Raw genomic sequence first — 17,935 nt, 5'->3', positions numbered from 1 at the left:
AAACAGGCCGGAAGGAGACGGCACCACCAGGCGTTGACGCAGTTGACGAAAGGAACGGCGAATCCACCGTAGTCCAAAATCAGGGAACTGCCCGCGGCTTTACCGGCGGTGCACTTCCACTCTAGCACCTTCGACGTCCACAGCCAGCGTCATCACGCGCCATCCGACATCCGGTGTGTTGGATGCCGTAAATGCCTCAATCTTTTGGACAATCTCCGCGGCTTCACCCTGGCCGTTGGCCAGGACCATGACAGTAGGCCCGGCACCTGAAACAACGGCGGCATGCCCGGCGGTCCGCAGCGATGCAATGAGGTCGGCGCTGGGACGCATTGCCTCGGCCCGGTAGCTCTGGTGCAAATAGTCTTCGGTACCTGGCAACAGGAAGCGGGGCTGGCTGGTGAGAGCGTGGATCAGCAGCGCAGCGCGCCCCGAGTTCATGGCTGCCGCATGGTGGCCCACCGAGGCCGGCAGCAGTCCGCGGGCAGTTTCCGTGGACAGTTCATAGTCGGGAATTGCCACCACCGGAACCACCGACGCCGCGACGTCGGCGCGCGTACTGCTGTACTGCTCGCTGTCCTGCCAGGACAGCGCCAATCCGCCAAAGATGGCGGGTGCGACGTTGTCAGGGTGACCTTCGATCTCACTGGTCAGCTGCAATATCCAGTCACGGTCCTGCCGGGCTGCTTCCGGAACCAAGGCATTGGCGGCGGTGACCGCGGCAACCACAGCCGCAGCCGACGAACCGAGCCCACGTCCATGCGGGTTGACGTTGTCTGCAGTGATCCGGAGGCCCGCACGCTGGTAGCCGAGCCGCTCCAGGGCAAGATCGATCGCACGCACCACCAGGTGGGAAGCATCGCGGGGAAGAGTGTCCGCCCCTTCGCCGGAGAGCTCGAACTCGAGCTCCCCGGACTCCAGGGTTTCCACCGTCAGGGTGTCATGGATGGACAGGGCCAGGCCCAGGCTGTCGTAGCCGGGCCCCAGGTTGGCACTCGTTCCGGGGACCGTGACGGTCAGCCGCTGGCCTGCCGCGACAAGTGCACGATCAGTCGCGGTGGGCTGCGTTGTTTCCACTCTTACTTTTCTTCCAGTCCCAGTTCTGCTGCCACGGTAACGACGTCATTGGGCACCTTAACGGGCTGGACGTCGCTGCCATCCTCGGTGCGAAGGGCCCACTGCGGGTCCTTCAGGCCGTGGCCCGTGACGGTGATGACAATGGTCTTTCCGGAGGGCACCTCGCCGGCAGCGTGCTTCTTGATCAGCCCGGCGACACCGGCGGCCGAGCCGGGTTCGACGAAAACGCCTTCCTTCGATGACAGCCAACGGTGTGCGGCGAGGATTTCCTCGTCCGTCACGGCTTCAATGAGGCCGCCGGACTCGTCACGGGCCGCAACAGCGGTTTCCCACGACGCAGGGTTGCCGATCCGGATGGCGGTGGCAATGGTGTCAGGCTCAGTGATGGGGTGTCCGGCCACGAAGGGAGCCGCACCTGCAGCCTGGAAGCCCCACATGATGGGGGTCCTGGTGGACACGGCGGGGAGTGTCCCGTTGGCGGTCTCGAACGGAGCGGCGTACTCCTTGTAACCCTTCCAATAGGCACTGATGTTCCCTGCGTTGCCCACGGGCAGCACGTGGATGTCGGGCGCGTCGCCCAGGGAATCCACAACTTCGAAAGCACCCGTCTTCTGGCCCTGGATACGTGCAGGGTTGACGGAGTTCACCAGGAACACCGGGTACGACTCGCCCAGCTTGCGGGCGATGTCCAGGCAGTTGTCGAAGTTGCCGTCCACCTGCAGCAGCGTGGCGCCGTGGGCAATGGCCTGGCTCAGCTTACCCATGGAGATTTTGCCTTCGGGTACCAGGACCGCGCATTTGAGTCCGGCGGCCGTAGCGTACGCAGCAGCGGAGGCGGAGGTGTTTCCCGTCGAGGCACAAACAACTGCTTTGGCACCGGATTCGACGGCAGCAGTCATGGCCATGGTCATGCCACGGTCCTTGAAGGAACCGGTGGGGTTCATGCCTTCGACCTTGAGGTAGACCTCGGAGCCGGTCAGTTCGGAAAGCTTCTGCGCGTGGACAAGAGGAGTGCCGCCCTCGCCGAGGGTAATGACCTTGGTGGCTTCCGTTACAGGCAAACGATCAGCGTATTCGCGGATTACTCCGCGCCATTGGTGAGCCACTTAGACCCCTTCTACCCGCAGTACGGATGTCACAGAATTGATGACGTCAAGGCCCTTCACGGCCTCGACGGTTGCTGCAAGTGCAGCTTCGGATGCCCGGTGCGTCACGATCTTCAGCTCAGCCGATTCCACGTTGGATGCGGAATCCCGGTGGATTGTCTGGCGCATGATCTCAATGGACACGCCGTTCTCCGCGAAGATGTGGGCGATGCGAGCCAGCACGCCGGCCTGGTCTGCCACATCCAAGCCGATGTAGTAGCTGGTGTTCGAGGCGTCGACCGGCAATGCCGGAACATGGCCCGTCGTGGTTTCGGTTCGACCGGGTCCGCCCAGGACCAGGCGCCGCGCAGCGGAGACAAGGTCGCCCAGCACTGCCGAAGCTGTGGGCGTGCCGCCGGCTCCCTGGCCGTAGAACATCAGCTCGCCGGCGTTTTCCGCCTCGATGAACACTGCGTTGAAGGCTCCACGGACAGCTGCAAGCGGGTGCTCCCGCGGCAAGAGCGTGGGATGGACGCGGACGGAGATGCCGCTTCCGTCCTCCGAGTCAATCTTCTCCGCGATGGCGAGGAGCTTGATGACAAAGCCCGCTTCCTTGGCGGAGGCGATGTCCTCGGCGCTGACCTTGGTGATGCCTTCACAGTAGACATCATCCAGGGAGAAACGCGTGTGGAACGACAGCGAGGCAAGGATTGCCGCCTTGGCTGCGGCGTCGTGGCCTTCGACATCGGCAGTGGGATCGGCTTCGGCATAGCCAAGGCGCTGGGCTTCGGCCAGGGCGTCGGCGAACTGCGCGCCCGTGCTGTCCATCTGGTCAAGGATGAAGTTGGTGGTGCCGTTCACGATGCCCAGAACGCGTGTGATGCGGTCTCCGGAAAGGCTGTCCCGGATCGGACGAAGGATCGGGATGGCACCGGCCACTGCGGCCTCGTAGGACAGCTGCACCCCGGCTTTGTCGGCTTCCTCGTACAGGGTGGGGCCGTCCTGGGCGAGCAATGCCTTGTTGCCCGTGACCACGCAGGCGCCGTTCTGGATGGCGGTGAGGATCAGCGAACGGGCCGGCTCGATGCCTCCCATGAGCTCGATCACCAGGTCGGCGTCCTTGACCAACGTCTCGGCGTCAGTGGTGAACAGTTCGCGGGGCAGCTCAACATCACGGGGTGAATCGATGTTCCGCACGGCGATACCGGACAGTTCCAGCCGTGCCCCGCTGCGGGCCGCAAGGGCCTCGGCGTCGTCAATCAGAATCCGCGCGACCTGGGCCCCAACGTTGCCACAGCCCAGCAGGGCCACCTTCAGGTTTCGCACTTCAGACATTCGCCACTCCCATGTCGCGGTTCAAGAGATCTTCTTCGGTTTCCCCGCGGACAATGAGCCTGGCGACGCCGTCGCGCACCGCGACAACACCGGGCCGTGCCAGGTAGTTGTAGTTGCTGGAGAGGGCCCAGCAGTAGGCGCCGGTACCCGGTACTGCGAGCAAATCACCGGCTGCCACATCCGCGGGCAGATATACATCTCTAACAACTATGTCGCCGCTCTCGCAATGTTTGCCCACTACGCGGGACAGCTGCGGAGCCGCACTGGAGTTCCGGGACGCCAAAATCGCCGAATAATCCGCGTCGTACAGCACCGGGCGGGCGTTGTCGCTCATTCCGCCGTCCACCGACACATAGCGCCGGGGGTACGTAACGTTGTCCGGCTCTTCCGTGTCAGCCGGACCGTCCACACGTACCGTCTTTGTGGTGCCCGTCTCATACAGGGTGAACGTGGTGCTGCCGACGATCGCACGGCCGGGTTCGATGGAGATCCGCGGTGCAGTGATGCCCAGCTCCGCGCAGGTTGCACGCACCACGGCAGCCATCGCCTGCGCAATGTCCGCCGGCGGGCGCGGAGTGTCCACGGGGGTGTAGGCGATGCCGTAACCTCCGCCAAGATCGAGCTCCGGCATCACGATCGAGTACTTCTGCTGCATGGCAGCCTGGAAGCCCAGCAGTTTTTGGGCCGCCAGGGCAAAGCCGTCCGGCTCGAAGATCTGCGAGCCAATGTGGCAGTGCAACCCCAGGAGTTCGATGCTGTCGTAGGCCACCGCAGCAGCAACGGCTTCCTCCGCCGCCGACAGGCCCTCCTCATCGGTGGTATCACCGGCCATGGAGAGTCCGAACTTCTGGTCTTCATGGGCCGTTGCGATGAACTCGTGCGTGTGTGCGTGCACCCCGGGAGTCAGCCGCAACATCACGTTTGCCCTGGTGCCCCGGCTGGACGCGATTATGGCCACGCGTTCCAGTTCATCGAGGCTGTCCACCACGATCCGGCCTACGTTCATGTCAAGGGCCCGGTTGATTTCGGCATCGGATTTGTTGTTTCCGTGGAGGCCCAGGTGGCTTCCGGGAACTCCGGCGTGCGCTGCCACAGCGAGTTCCCCGCCGGAACAGGTATCGAGCCGCAGGCCTTCGTCGGCAACCCACTGTGCAACGGCGGTGCACAGGAACGACTTGCCCGCGTAATAGACATCCACTCCCCCGCAGATGTCCGCGAAGGCAGCATCGAAAGCATCCTTGAAAGCGCGCGCCCTGGACCGGAAATCGGTCTCGCTCATGACGAACAACGGGGTGCCGAACTGCTCCTTCAGCGCGCTGGCAGCGATGCCGTCAATGGTGACCTCACCGGCGTCGTTCTTCTGCACGCCTTCAGCCCACAGGAGCGGCTGCAGGGCGTTCAGGTCCTCGGGAACGGCAAGCCATTCGGGGGCCAGCGGTGATTCGTGGGTGGTCATGGTTACATCCGTTCCGGCGCAGAGACGCCCAGCAGTCCGAGTCCATTGGCCAGCACCTGGCTGGTGGCATCGTTGAGCCACAGGCGGGTGCGGTTGACGTCCTGTACAGGTTCCTCACCCTGCGGAGACACACGGCAGGCATCGTACCAGCGGTGGTAAGCCCCCGCGATAACTTCCAGGTGCCGGGCAATCCGGTGCGGTTCGCGCAGTTCCGCAGCCTTGGCGACGATGGACGGGTAGCTGCCCAGGTAGGACAGGAGTTCGTTTTCGGTCGGGTGGTCGAGCAAGGACGCGTCGAAGGCGTCCTCGCCATCAATCTGCCGTTCCACCCCGGCCTCAGCTGCGTTCCGCGCGGTACCGCGTGAACGGGCGTGGGCGTACTGCACGTAGAACACCGGGTTTTCATTGCTGTTTTTCTTCAGCAGTTCAGGGTCCAGCGTCAGCGGTGAGTCGGCAGGGAACCGGGCCAGGGAATACCGCACGGCATCCTTGCCCAGCCAGGAGATCAGGTCCTTGAGCTCGATGATGTTGCCGGCACGCTTGGAGAGCTTGGCGCCGTTGATCGAGACCAGCTGTCCGATCAGGACCTCGATGTTGACCTCCGGGTCATCGCCTGCGCACGCGGCGATGGCCTTGAGCCGGTTGATGTAGCCGTGGTGGTCTGCCCCCAACAGGTAGATCTTCTCGATGAATCCGCGGTCCTTCTTGGACAGGTAGTACGCGGCGTCGGCAGCGAAGTAGGTGGGTTCGCCGTTGGCACGGATCATCACGCGGTCTTTGTCATCGCCAAAGTCGGTGGTACGCAGCCACACGGCTCCGCCGTCGTCAAAGACGTGGCCCTGCTCGCGAAGGCGGGCAACCGCGGACTCGATGGCACCGGCGTCGTGCAGTTCCTTCTCGGAGAAGAAGACATCGAACTCGACCCCGAATTCGGCCAGCGTGTTCCTGATGTCCACCATCTGGGCCTCGTAGGCAGCGGCACGGATCACAGGCAGCGCCGCCTCGTCCGTGAGCTCGCGGATGTCCGGGTGGGCCTTGAGGACTTCATCCCCCAACTCCCGGATGTATTCGCCGGGGTAGCCACCTTCGGGAACATCGCGTCCGTGGAGGCGGGACAGGACGGAGTTGGCGAAGACGTTCATCTGCGAGCCGGCGTCGTTGATGTAGTACTCGGCAGTGACATCCGCGCCTGACGCACGCAGGACCCTGGCGATGGCGTCGCCCAGTGCCGCCCAACGGGTGTGGCCGATGTGGAGCGGCCCGGTGGGGTTGGCTGAAACGAATTCCATGTTGACTACATGCCCGGCGAGCGCCTTGTTGGTGCCGTAGGCAGGCCCGGCCTCCACGATGGCTTTTGCCAGGGCGCCCGCGGCAGCTGCGTCCACGGTGATGTTCAGGAACCCCGGCCCGGCGATGTCAACACCGGTAACCCCGGGGATTTCCTGCAGCCGGTTGCTGAGGATGACCGCGAAGTCGCGCGGGTTCATGCCTGCTTTCCTGCCAAGCTGGAGGGCAATGTTGGTGGCCCAGTCTCCGTGCTCCCTGTTCTTGGGACGCTCCACGCGGACGGTTTCAGGAACGTCGGTTTCCGTCAGGGCGATTTCCTGGGCGGAGACAGCGTCCTTGAGGCAGGCGGATATGGCAGCGGAGAGTTCTTCGGGAGTCACCCATCTAGCGTACCGGGGGGCCTGCAAAGACGCGGAATTCGGGCCGTGGACGTGGACACCCTGTACACAGCGGAGGCACAGGAACGGCTGGCCGGGGGCACAGGGTGAACCATTACGCTGATTTCATCGTTGTGAAGACGTAGGAGGTGGCCTTGCCGGCCATTACCGAGCACTACCGGTCCATTGACGGATCCGCGTCCAATCCCAAGCCCAGTTGAAACGAGCAGAACCATGACTACGCCACTTCGCAAAAGCCTTTACGTTGGTATCGCCGGCCTCTCCATCATCGGAACCGCTGCAGCGTGCGCGCCCTCCACCCAGGCACCTTCCACCCAGACGCCCGCCACGCAGAACGGCGGACAGGCGTCCACAAGCAGCCCGTCCGCGGCAGCCTCCTCTTCCAGCGGGTCGGGTACGTCTACGTACAAGGACGGCACCTACAGCGCAGACGGGACCTATACGTCTCCCAACGGCCAGGAAACCGTCGGGGTGGAACTGACCCTGGCTGGAGACACGGTGTCGGCCGTGAACATCACGGTCCACCCTTCCAACCCCAATACCAAGAAGTTCCAGGGTGAATTCGCCAGCGGGATCGCCGGCCAGGTAGTGGGGAAGAACATCGATGAGCTCAATGTTTCCAAGGTGGCCGGCTCGTCACTGACCTCCGGCGGCTTCAACGACGCCGTCCAGCAGATCAAGTCCCAGGCAAAGTAGCACCATGCCGCACCCGGGCTGGAGCAGTTTCAGCTTTGAAGGGATCGGCACGCAGTGGGACATCGCGACGCAGGACCCCCTCACGCCTGAGGTACAGGGACACCTGCTGTCCACGGTGGAGGACTATGACCGGACCTACTCACGGTTCAGGGCGGACTCTGCCGTGTCGGCCCTGGCCCGCGAAGCAGGCACTGTGGTCCTTCCGGCCCACGCCGTGGCCCTCCAGGGCGTTTACGCGTCCTTGTACCGCTTGACCGACGGCGCCATGACCCCGTTGGTGGGCGGGAGCCTGGAACGCCTTGGTTATGACTCCTCCTACACCCTGGCACCACACGGTGCCCCCGCGCCCGCCTCCCGGTGGGAGGATGTCCTGGAATGGACGGGCACAAACCTGGGTGCCTTGGAGCCCCTGGTGTTTGACATCGGCGCGGCCGGCAAGGGGCAGCTGGTGGATCTGCTCGGCGATGTCCTCCGGTCCGCCGGGCATCGCGAGTTCCTGGTGGACGGCAGCGGCGACATGCTCCATGCCGGCAGCCGCCCGGTGACCGTCGCTTTGGAACATCCCTATGATGCGCGGCAGGCGATCGGCACGGTCGAACTGCAGAACGGCGCGCTCTGCGCGTCCGCTTCGAACCGTCGCGCATGGGGTGATGGCCTGCACCACGTCCTGGATGGGCGGACCGGACGGCCGATCCAGACCACGGTAGCCACCTGGACCCGCGCATCCACGGCATTGGTGGCCGATGCCTTGGCCACGGCGCTGTTCATGGCGGAACCGGCCCGGCTGGAGTCCGGTTTTGAATTTTCCTGGCTCCGGGTGTCCTCGGACGGCACCTTCAGCCGTTCGAAGGACTTTGAGGGGAAACTGTTCACATGAACGCAGTGAAATCGCGGCTTGATACCTGGCTTGGCAGGTTCACCATGTACCGCCTGGTCCTGTGGGTGCTGGGCATCCTGGCAGCCTACAGCCTGGTCCTGAATGCCCTTGGCTGGCTGACGTTCGGAATTCCGCAGATGCTGGTCCATCTGGCAGTATGCCTCGGCGTTACCTACGCATCGAACCGCCTGCTCGCGCTGCTGTTCCGGACCACGCCCCATTCGGAATCGTCCCTGATTACGGGTTTGCTCCTCTACTTCCTCTTCTGGCCAACGTTCGCCCCCACTGACATGGCCGGGGTGGCTCTCGCATGTGTCCTGGCCAGTGCTTCCAAGTACGCGCTGGCGTTCCGCGGGCGCCACATTTTCAATCCGGCCGCGGCGGGAGCGTTCCTCACGGGTTTGACGGGGCTGAACATCGCCACCTGGTGGGCGGCAACGCCTGCCATGCTGTGGCTGCTGGTTCCCGGTGTCCTGGCCGTGCTCTACCGTACGCGGAAAATAGCCATGGCCACCGTTTTCACGGTGGTATCGACCGGCATCATCTTCGTCGAGCTCATGGGCCGTGGGATGACGGCGGGGCAGTCGTTGTGGCAGCCGCTTGCCCAGCGGCCGGTCCTGTTTTTCGTTGGTTTCATGCTGTCTGAGCCACTGACCCTTCCGCCGCGGCGCTGGCAACAGCTGGCCTTGGCCGCACTGGTGGGCGTCGTTTTTGCCGTTCCCTACAATTTCGGTTTCGTCGCCAACTCCCCCGAGCTCGCGCTCCTGCTGGGCAACCTCCTGGCGTTCTTCTTTGGTCAGCGCGGCGCCGTCCACCTGACGTACAAGGGTTCGCGGCCGCTGACCCCGGGCAGCAGGGAGTTCCGCTTCGAGCCTGATCGTCCCGTCCGCTTCGCTGCCGGGCAGTACATGGAGCTGAACCTGCCGCACCGGAAATCCGACGGCAAGGGCCGCCGCCGGGTCTTCAGCATCACCAGCGCACCAAGTGCGCCGGAGGTGACTTTCGGCGTCGGAACCGCCGGTCCCTTGTCCAGTGCCAAGCAGGCGCTGCTCGCCCTGCAGCCGGGCGATAAGGTATCTGCAACCTCCGTGGGCGGGGACTTCCTGCTTCCGAACGACGCCGGAAGGCCTGTCCTGCTGATTGCTGCGGGGATCGGGATCACGCCTTTCCTCTCCCATCTTGCTGCCAGCGGCCCCGGCCGTGATGTGGTGGTGCTGTACCTGGCCAAAGGACGCGATGAACTTGCTTCCTGCGATGCGCTGGAAGCCTCCGGTGCCCGGGTGATTGCCCGCCTCGCCGATGGTTCCACTCCCCCGGCGTTCATGCACGACGCCGGTCCCTCCCGGATCGACGGAACCCGCCTTAAGGAGCTGGTTCCGGATGTTTCAGGGCGGGACGTCTATATCTCCGGGTCGCCGGCCAGCGTGGAGTCCCTGCGGGCCGCTGCACGGTCGGCTGGCGCCCGGCGTGTCCACATCGACTCCTTCGCAGGCTACTAGGGATTCGGGGGACGGCAGGCCGGATGCGGTGGCGTCGCGTGCCGTTTTCGTTTGCGGCGCAGTGGCTGCTAAGCTCTAGGACGTCCCACCGGCAACGGAGGGATCCCCGGATGCCCTCGTAGCTCAGGGGATAGAGCGTCTGCCTCCGGAGCAGAAGGCCGTAGGTTCGAATCCTATCGAGGGCACAATGAAGACCCCGCCAGTTACCTGGCGGGGTCTTTGTCGTTCCCGGCCCCTTTTCGCCCCTGTCCGGCCGGCAGGCGGTGCCGGACTATCAGTTCGGGGCATGCCGGGGCGACACCCGGAAATTGTCGGACCCCGCTCCTAGGCTGGTCGCAGTTGCAGTCGCAGAGAGCCAAAGGGGTAGTCCATGATGTGTTCGATCGTCCCGCCGTACATGCTGCGCCGGCTCGCGGCTCAGCACGAGCCCCGGCTCCGGGCCGTAGCCCGGGCCGCCAAGGAATCGCTCCTGCATATCAGGGATTTGCAGGCCGCCCGGGCGACTCCCGTGCCCGCAGCCCCGCCGAGTGCCCGCCAAGCCAAGCCCGGGCCGCCCTCCCGGACCATCTTCGACGCCGGGTCGTCCGAATCGCTGCCAGGGCGGATTGTGCGAAAGGAAGGCGCACCCCCTTCCGGGGACGCTGCGGCGGATGAGGCTTATGACGGCCTGGGCGGAACGCACGGGCTTTACGCAGACATTTTCGGGCGCAATTCCATTGATGACGCCGGGTTGGCCCTGGACGCCACGGTGCATTACGGGCAGCTGTATGACAACGCGTTCTGGGATGGAAGCCAAATGGTCTTCGGCGATGGCGACGGCCAGATTTTCCAGCGCTTCACTAAATCCTTGAGCGTCATCGGCCATGAGTTGGCCCACGGCGTGACGCAGTACACCGCCAACCTGGCGTACCGGAACCAGGCGGGGGCCTTGAACGAGTCCATGTCGGATGTCTTCGGTGCGCTGGTGGAGCAGTACGTCAGGAAGCAGCCCGCCAGCCGTGCCAGCTGGCTGATTGGCGAGGGCCTCTTCACCGAACACGTCCAAGGCTCCGCACTGAGGTCCATGAAGGCTCCCGGCACGGCGTATGACGACGACGTCCTGGGAAAGGATCCCCAGCCCGATTCCATGGACACCTACGTCCGCACCAGCGCGGACAACGGAGGAGTGCACATCAATTCAGGCATCCCGAACAGGGCCTTCTACCTGGTGGCCTCGGAATTGGGTGGCAACGCCTGGGAAGCCCCGGGACAGATCTGGTACGGGACCCTCACCAGCGGCGCCCTGCCTGCCACCTGCACTTTCGGCAAGTTCGCCAGGACTACCCTTGCTACCGCGGAAGAACTCTTTGGTGCCGGTTCGGTCGAGCATGACGCCGTGAGGAAGGCATGGGAAACTGTGAAGGTCAAGGTTTAGGAGCCGGCCGGGCAGGCGGGGACGTTCCCGCCCGGCCGGTCATGTACAGGAAGCGGTGACGGGCCGGCGCCATGAAAATCACAGTCCAGCGCAGCGGGGGCATCGCCGCCATGACGCGCGTCTGGATCGTCGAGGCGGTGTCCGCCCAGGACAAGGAGCGGTGGCTGCCCATGGTGGAGGCGTGCCCTTGGGATGAGGCCAGCCACCGCTCCCCGGCCGGCAACCAACCGGACCGGTTCATGTACTCGATCCGGGCCGGGCAACGCCGCGCCACCCTCCCGGAACGGGAAGTCACCGGCCCTTGGCAGGAACTGGTCGATTGCGCCAAAGCGGAGGGCGCAGAAACCCGCGGCCGCTTCGGCACACGGCGCTGACCATCCGGAGAACAACCAGCCCGCAGATAAACCACCCGTTACCGCCCCACCCGTTACCGCCGGAAGCTTAGATGGCTTCAGCCAGTTGGCCCCTGAACGCCCTCCGGTAGCTCTGTGGACTCGTGTCCAGGACTTTGGCGAAGTGGTGCCGCAGCAGTACGGAATGTCCAAATCCTGCTTCGCGGGCTACTTCGTCAATGTTCAGTTCGGTGGTCTCCAGCAGTTCCTGGGCCCGGAGCACCCGCTGGGAGTTGAGCCAGGCAGCCGGGGTCGCACCTGTTTCGGCCCGGAACCGGCGCGCGAAGGTCCGCGGGGACATATGGACCCTGGCGGCAAGCTCGTTGACGCTGTGTTCCTCCTCCAGGTGTTCCACCATCCAGCGCAGGAGCTGCTCCATGGGCGCGGATCCACATTGCGGCATGGGCCGGTCGATGAATTGTGCCTGGCCTCCGTCGCGGTGCGGCGGCACCACCATGTCCCTCGCTATGGCGGCTGCAACGTTGGCGCCAAGTTCCGTGCGGACCAGGTGCAGGCAGGCGTCGATTCCCGCGGCTGTACCGGCGCTGGTGATGATGGTCCCGTCCTGGACGTAGAGGACGTTTTCATCGACGATCGCCGCCGGGTAGCGGGCGGCGAGGTCCTGCGAATAATGCCAGTGCGTGGTGCAGCGCCTCCCGTCCAGCAAGCCGGCCCGGGCCAGGGCGTACGCTCCCGAGCAGATGGACATGACCCACGCTCCGCGGGCGTGGGCTGCCCGCAACGCGTCCAGCACGGACTCTGGAACATCCTGGTCGCGGCCGAAGGGGGCCATGATCACGAGGTCGGCGTCAGCTGCGGCCTCGAGCCCGAGGCTGACGTGCAGTGAGAGCCCGGATTTCATCCTGATGTCGCCCGGCTCCGGCGCGCACACCCGGAAATCGAAGGCAGGAACGCCTGCGCCGCGGTCGGAGCGGTCGATGCCGAAGACTTCGAAAGCCGTACCGAACTCGAAGATGGAGAAGTTGGGAACCACGATGACTGCCACTGAGGTCAACATACATCCAGTGTGGCAGAAAATTTGCTAAATGGGGAATTTCTGCCACTGTTTCCTGGACCATCTCCAGAGAAGGATGGAGGCATGGAAATCTTCGGAATCATCCTCTTTCTGGTCCTCGTCACTGCTGTAGCAGCCACCGTCTCCGCCCTCCTCAAGGACGGCCGCGGACACAACCCGCCCATCAATTCCAAGCAGCCCTGGACGGCGTTTGACGCCCCCAGCTCGCCCTACTGGAACCCGCGCATCTACTGACCGCTCTCCTGCCCGCAACGAGTCTCTCCCACGTGCATCCGCCCGGGCAGCACGTGGACTAGATTCATCAGCATGATCCAAACTTCCGCCCGGCTCCTGCAACTGCTGTCGCTGCTGCAGGTGCGCCGGGAATGGACAGGTCCGGCCTTGGCGGAACGAATGGGCGTCACGGAGCGGACCGTCCGCCGGGATATCGACAAGCTGCGCAACCTTGGTTATCCCATCCACGCCTCGCCGGGGATCGCCGGCGGTTACCAGTTGGGGGCAGGCGCGCAGCTTCCACCACTTCTCCTGGACGACAACGAAGCCCTCGCTGTTGCCCTCGGCCTTAATGCGGTGGCCGCGGGCCCCGTGGCAGGCATCGGCGAAGCGTCAGTCCGGGCGCTGGCCAAGCTTGAGCAGGTCCTGCCCGCCCGGTTGCGACCCAAATTCGCGATGCTGAAGACAGCCGTCACCACGCTGCCAAGCAACGCGGCATCAGTGGACCCGCAGCACCTGACGGCTCTGTCCTCTGCCATCTCCGACCACCGGCAGGTTTCCTTCGACTACATCAAGTCCGATGCTTCCGCCGCGCGCCGGTTGGTGGAACCGTACCGGTTGGTCGATACCGGCCGTCGTTGGTACCTGGTTGCCTGGGACCTAGACCGCGATGACTGGCGGACATTCCGGGCGGACCGCATCGGTTCACTTCCCGCCGAACGCCGCAAATACGTTCCGCGGCCTTTGCCGGCGGACGACCTGGCGGCCTATGTGCAGCAGTCCATCACCAGGTCGCCCTACAGGTACGACGTTGTGGTCCGGCTGCACGCCCCCATGGCCGAGGTGGCCGCCGTCGTGAATTCCACCATCGCGGCGTTGTCACCGGACGGCGGGTCCGCCACCATTCTCCGGGCAGGCTGGGACAACCTTGCCGCGCCCGCGGCCCATCTGGCGTCGCTGGAGATGGACTTTGACATCCTGGAACCGCCCGAGTTCAAGGCCTTTGCCCTGCAGCTCTCCCGGAAACTGACGGCAGCCGCCGGTCCGGCGTCAGCTCCTGCCGATGACACGGCAGTAGACTGGCATCAGCCATGACACTTCATATCTCCTACCCCGCCGAGCTCCCCGTTTCCGAGCGCCGCGAGGACTTGATGGCGGCCATCGCCGCACACCAGGTGACCATCATCGCCGGCGAAACCGGCTCCGGTAAAACAACGCAGATCCCCAAGATGTGCCTGGAACTGGGATTGGGCGACAACGGCCTGATCGGCCACACCCAGCCCCGCCGCCTCGCTGCCCGGACAGTGGCCGAACGCATCGCTTCGGAACTCGGCGTGGAGATCGGCCAGGAGGTAGGTTTCCAGGTCCGCTTCACCGGCGAGACCAGCCCGGCCACCAAAATCAAGCTCATGACTGACGGCATCCTTCTCGCGGAGATCCAGCGGGACAAGCTGCTGCGCAAATACAGCACCATCATCATCGATGAAGCGCACGAGCGAAGCCTCAACATCGACTTCATCCTGGGCTACCTGAAGCGGATCCTCCCCCAGCGCCCGGACCTGAAGGTCATCATCACCTCGGCCACCATCGACCCCGAACGCTTCGCCAACCACTTCGGCACGGACGATTCCCCGGCTCCCATCATTGAGGTTTCCGGCCGTACCTACCCGGTGGAAATCCGGTACCGTCCGCTGTCCCAACCGGCTGATCCGGATGAAGACGCCTCAGACGACGAACTCGAGGAAGACCGCGATCCCCTCGACGCTGTCTGCGACGCCGTGGACGAACTCGCCAAGGAGGCACCCGGGGACATTCTGGTGTTCTTCTCGGGTGAGCGCGAAATCCGTGATGCCGCAGAAGCCATCAACGGCCGGATCCAGGCCAACCGCCGGCTCGCCGGGACCGAGGTGCTTCCGCTGTTTGCCCGGTTGAGCCTGCAGGAACAGCACCGCGTCTTCAACCCCGGTGGGAAGCGGCGCATCATTCTTGCTACCAACGTGGCCGAGACGTCCCTGACGGTCCCCGGAATCAAGTACGTGATTGATACGGGAACGGCCCGCATCTCACGGTACTCGCATCGCACCAAGGTCCAGCGGCTTCCCATTGAACGCGTGTCCCAGGCTTCTGCCAACCAGCGCTCGGGCCGTTGCGGACGCGTGTCAGAAGGCATCGCCATCCGGCTCTACTCCGAAGAGGACTTCGAGTCGCGTCCACAGTTCACGGATCCGGAGATCCTCCGGACCAACCTCGCCGCGGTCATCCTGCAAATGACCGCCATGGGTGTGGCACGGGGACCGAAGGACGTCGAAAACTTCCCCTTCGTGGAGCCACCCGACTCACGCGCCATCAACGACGGCGTCACTCTCCTCCGTGAACTCGGTGCCTTGAGTGCGGCCCGGCAACAGGACGCCGGCGAGGGGCAGGGTGCGGATCGAAGAGGCGGCGATGAGGGCCGCAACGGCCGCGGACGCAGTGGCCGGAGCCGCAATGGCCAGGCCCGAAGCGGCAGCGGACTGACCGCCGTCGGGCAGAAGCTTGCCCAACTGCCCGTGGACCCGAGACTCGGCCGTATGATCGTCGAGGCGGGCAAGCGCGGTTGTGTCCGCGAGGTCATGATCCTCGCTGCGGCTTTGACCATCCAGGACCCAAGGGAACGGCCCACTGACAAGCAACAGCTTGCTTCGGAAAAGCACGCGCGCTTCCGTGATGAAAACTCGGACTTCACCGGCTATTTGAACCTGTGGAATTACGTCCAGGAAAAGCAGCGTGAGCTCTCCTCCACCCAGTTCCGGAAGCTATGCCGGACGGAGTTCATCAACTACCTGCGCATCCGTGAGTGGCAGGACCTCTTCACCCAACTGCGCCAGCTGGCCAAGCCGCTGGGCATCACCCTGGACAACAAACGCGAAGCCGACCCCGTGGGCAACCATGAAGGCATTCACATCAGCCTGCTGTCCGGCCTCCTGAGCCACATCGGCATCTATGACGAACGCAAACGCGAGTACGCCGGAGCACGCGGCAGCCGGTTCGCCATCTTCCCCGGCTCTGCCCTGTTCAAGAAGTCGCCTCCTTTTGTGATGGCGGCGGAGTTGGTGGAGACCAGCCGGCTGTGGGCGCGGGTGGCTGCAAAGTTCGATCCCCTGTGGGCAGAACAGGTGGCACCTGACCTGGTGAAGCGCTCCTACAGCGAGCCGCACTGGTCCTCTCGCCAGGGTGCCGTACTGGCCCACGAGAAAGTCACGCTCTACGGCGTCCCCATCATTCCCAACCGCCGCGTCAACTATGGACGCATCGACCCGGAGCTCTCCCGCGAACTGTTCATCCGCCACGCATTGGTGGAGGGCGAGTGGCGTACCCACCACAAGTTCTTCCATCGGAACCGCGCCCTCCTCCAGGAAGTCGAGGAACTCGAGACCCGCATGCGGCGCCGGGACATCCTGGTGGACGACCAAACGCTCTTCGAGTTCTATGACGCCCGGGTGGGCCAGGATGTGGTGTCCGAACGCCACTTCGACAAATGGTGGAAGGAAGCCCGCCAGTCGGACCCAACGCTGCTGGACTTCGACCAATCGTTCCTCATGAGCGGGGACGCCGAAGACCTCGATGAATCCGCGTACCCCAAGGTCTGGGTCCACAAAGGCTTCGACCTTCCGCTCAGCTACGAGTTCCACCCTGTGGCGCCAGGCTCCACGCCCGATCCCTCTGACGGCGTCACGGTCGAAGTGCCCGTGCTTTTCCTGAACCAGATGGACGACGCGCCGTTCCGTTGGCAGATCCCCGGCCAGCGGGTGGACCTCGTCACGGCACTGATCAAGTCGCTGCCGAAACAGGTCAGGAAGAACTTTGTTCCCGCCCCGGATGTCGCCCGGCAGGCCACGGCGGCCCTTGAAGCGGAGTTCGATCCCGCTGCCGATGAGCTGGAGCCTTCGCTCGAACTCGTCCTGCGCAGGTTGAAGGGGCACATCATCCCCCCTGGTTCGTGGAACTGGGCGGCTGTTCCTCCACACCTGCGCGTGAGCTTCAAGGTGGTGGACAGCCGGGGCAAGGTCCTTGGTGAAGGAAAGAACCTTGCCGCGCTTCAGGAAACCCTCGCACCGGCCACCCGGCGTGCGATTGCCGAATCGCTCGGGGCCACCCCGGCCACCACCCGGGCAGCGAAGACCAGCCCTGCGGCCCCCGGCGGGAAGGGCACCCGGGAAGCGCTGTTGCCGGGAAGCAAACCGGCAGACGGCACGGTTGCAGAGCGCAGCCGAATCACATCCTGGGACTTCGGGAAGGTCGAACGGCAGGTCTCCCGAAACGTCAAGGGCCACGCCGTCACGGGTTACCCGGCGATCGTCGACGAAGGTTCATCGGTTGCCTTGCGGGTTTTCCAGACGGTTCAGGAGCAGGAAGCGGCCATGCGTGGCGGCGTGATCCGGCTTCTGGCTCTTCGGGTTCCCTCGCCGGACAGGTACGTTCTGGAACACCTGAGCAACACGGAGAAACTGACGTTCAGCCAGAATCCGCACGGCTCCGTCAATGCCCTCATAGCCGATTGTGCACTGGCCGCCATCGACAAACTGACGCCTCAGGACCTCCCCTGGGACAAGGAAGCCTTCGATGCCTTGTACGAGGCAGTCCGTGCGGAACTGATCGACACCGTGTTCACGGTAACCGCCGTCGTCGAGCGCATCCTCGCGAGCACGCGCAGGATCCAGAAACAGCTGAAGGCGGCCACCAGCCTGTCACTCATCAGCGCCCTGAACGACATGAAGAGCCAACTGGAGCAGTTGGTCTACCCGGGTTTTGTGGCACAGACGGGCTACGCGCAGCTGAGCCAGCTTCCGCGGTATCTCCAAGCCATGGAGAAGCGTCTCGAGAAGCTGCCGTCCAACGTGCAACGGGACGGCCTGAATATGGCCGTGGTCCAGTCCCTGGAAGACGGGTATGACGACGCCGTGGCAGCACTGTTGCCCGGACGGCGCGCCGGCAACGAGTTAACACGCGTGCGCTGGATGATCGAAGAGCTCAGGGTCAGCCTCTTCGCCGTGGAACTGGGCACAGCCTATTCCGTGTCGGAAAAGCGGATCCGCACGGCCCTCAACCAGGCGCTGGCGCCCGCCTGAGGCGCCACGTCCGCGCCATATCCGCCAACCCGGTGGTGCCTCATCGAGCACCACCGGGTTAAAAC

The 17,935-nt window shown here is 64.3% G+C and carries 14 protein-coding genes and 1 tRNA gene; 9 read left to right on the top strand and 6 right to left on the bottom strand.

The window, feature by feature from the left end:
• Positions 1–99: 99 nt before the first annotated feature.
• From thrB to argS, 5 genes are read right to left on the bottom strand one after another with little or no spacing between them, the layout of a single operon-like run.
• Entirely contained in the window at positions 100–1,074 is a 975-nt protein-coding gene (thrB, locus tag ACSVIE_RS08585) for a homoserine kinase (RefSeq protein WP_426003232.1), read from the bottom strand.
• Between the two features lie 2 nt (positions 1,075–1,076).
• Positions 1,077–2,180 carry a threonine synthase gene (thrC, locus tag ACSVIE_RS08580; RefSeq protein ID WP_442423571.1) on the bottom strand — a complete coding sequence of 368 codons (1,104 nt, stop codon included), beginning with the start codon at positions 2,178–2,180 and terminating at the stop codon, positions 1,077–1,079.
• On the bottom strand, positions 2,181–3,494 hold the full coding sequence (locus ACSVIE_RS08575; protein ID WP_426003234.1) for a homoserine dehydrogenase: 1,314 nt from the start codon (positions 3,492–3,494) through the stop codon (positions 2,181–2,183).
• Complete coding sequence (gene lysA / locus ACSVIE_RS08570; RefSeq protein WP_442423570.1) at positions 3,487–4,950, bottom strand: diaminopimelate decarboxylase; 1,464 nt, start codon at positions 4,948–4,950, stop codon at positions 3,487–3,489. The genes ACSVIE_RS08575 and lysA overlap by 8 nt, the downstream gene beginning before the upstream one ends.
• A gap of 2 nt (positions 4,951–4,952) precedes the next feature.
• Entirely contained in the window at positions 4,953–6,617 is a 1,665-nt protein-coding gene (gene argS, locus ACSVIE_RS08565) for an arginine--tRNA ligase (RefSeq protein ID WP_426003236.1), read from the bottom strand.
• Positions 6,618–6,848: 231 nt separating this feature from the next.
• Between argS and ACSVIE_RS08560 the strand changes: the two genes are divergently transcribed.
• The 6 genes from ACSVIE_RS08560 to ACSVIE_RS08535 all read left to right on the top strand — a co-directional run bounded on the left by ACSVIE_RS08560 (position 6,849) and on the right by ACSVIE_RS08535 (position 11,495).
• Positions 6,849–7,331 carry an FMN-binding protein gene (locus ACSVIE_RS08560; protein WP_426003237.1) on the top strand — a complete coding sequence of 161 codons (483 nt, stop codon included), beginning with the start codon at positions 6,849–6,851 and terminating at the stop codon, positions 7,329–7,331.
• A 4-nt stretch (positions 7,332–7,335) separates the two neighbouring features.
• Complete coding sequence (locus ACSVIE_RS08555) at positions 7,336–8,208, top strand: FAD:protein FMN transferase (RefSeq protein WP_426003238.1); 873 nt, start codon at positions 7,336–7,338, stop codon at positions 8,206–8,208.
• On the top strand, positions 8,205–9,707 hold the full coding sequence (locus ACSVIE_RS08550; protein WP_442423569.1) for an FAD-dependent oxidoreductase: 1,503 nt from the start codon (positions 8,205–8,207) through the stop codon (positions 9,705–9,707). Before ACSVIE_RS08555 ends, ACSVIE_RS08550 begins: the two co-directional genes overlap by 4 nt.
• Positions 9,708–9,819: 112 nt before the next feature.
• A tRNA-Arg gene (locus ACSVIE_RS08545) sits at positions 9,820–9,892 on the top strand.
• Positions 9,893–10,077: 185 nt separating this feature from the next.
• Positions 10,078–11,121, top strand: a complete 1,044-nt coding sequence (locus ACSVIE_RS08540; RefSeq protein WP_442423568.1) for a M4 family metallopeptidase — start codon at positions 10,078–10,080, stop codon at positions 11,119–11,121.
• Between the two features lie 71 nt (positions 11,122–11,192).
• On the top strand, positions 11,193–11,495 hold the full coding sequence (locus ACSVIE_RS08535; RefSeq protein ID WP_442423567.1) for a protealysin inhibitor emfourin: 303 nt from the start codon (positions 11,193–11,195) through the stop codon (positions 11,493–11,495).
• Between the two features lie 67 nt (positions 11,496–11,562).
• Here the strand turns inward: ACSVIE_RS08535 and ACSVIE_RS08530 are convergent, their stop codons facing one another.
• Positions 11,563–12,531: a GlxA family transcriptional regulator gene (locus ACSVIE_RS08530; RefSeq protein ID WP_426003243.1), complete on the bottom strand. Its 969-nt coding sequence runs from the start codon at positions 12,529–12,531 to the stop codon at positions 11,563–11,565.
• An 81-nt stretch (positions 12,532–12,612) separates the two neighbouring features.
• Here ACSVIE_RS08530 and ACSVIE_RS08525 point away from each other — a divergent pair, with 81 nt between their 5' ends.
• The 3 genes from ACSVIE_RS08525 (at position 12,613) to hrpA (ending at position 17,870) form a co-directional block, all read left to right on the top strand.
• Positions 12,613–12,783, top strand: a complete 171-nt coding sequence (locus ACSVIE_RS08525) for a hypothetical protein (RefSeq protein WP_426003244.1) — start codon at positions 12,613–12,615, stop codon at positions 12,781–12,783.
• 72 nt (positions 12,784–12,855) lie between these two features.
• Positions 12,856–13,857 (top strand): helix-turn-helix transcriptional regulator, encoded by a 1,002-nt coding sequence (locus ACSVIE_RS08520; protein ID WP_426003246.1) that lies wholly within the window; start codon positions 12,856–12,858, stop codon positions 13,855–13,857.
• A complete protein-coding gene (hrpA, locus tag ACSVIE_RS08515; protein ID WP_442423566.1) occupies positions 13,854–17,870 on the top strand; it encodes an ATP-dependent RNA helicase HrpA in 4,017 nt (1,338 codons plus the stop codon). The genes ACSVIE_RS08520 and hrpA overlap by 4 nt, the downstream gene beginning before the upstream one ends.
• Positions 17,871–17,935 lie beyond the last annotated feature (65 nt).

It is taken from the genome of Paenarthrobacter sp. NCHU4564, from assembly GCF_052156435.1.
GTDB lineage: Bacteria > Actinomycetota > Actinomycetes > Actinomycetales > Micrococcaceae > Arthrobacter.
This window is presented reverse-complemented; position numbering and strand designations above follow the sequence as displayed.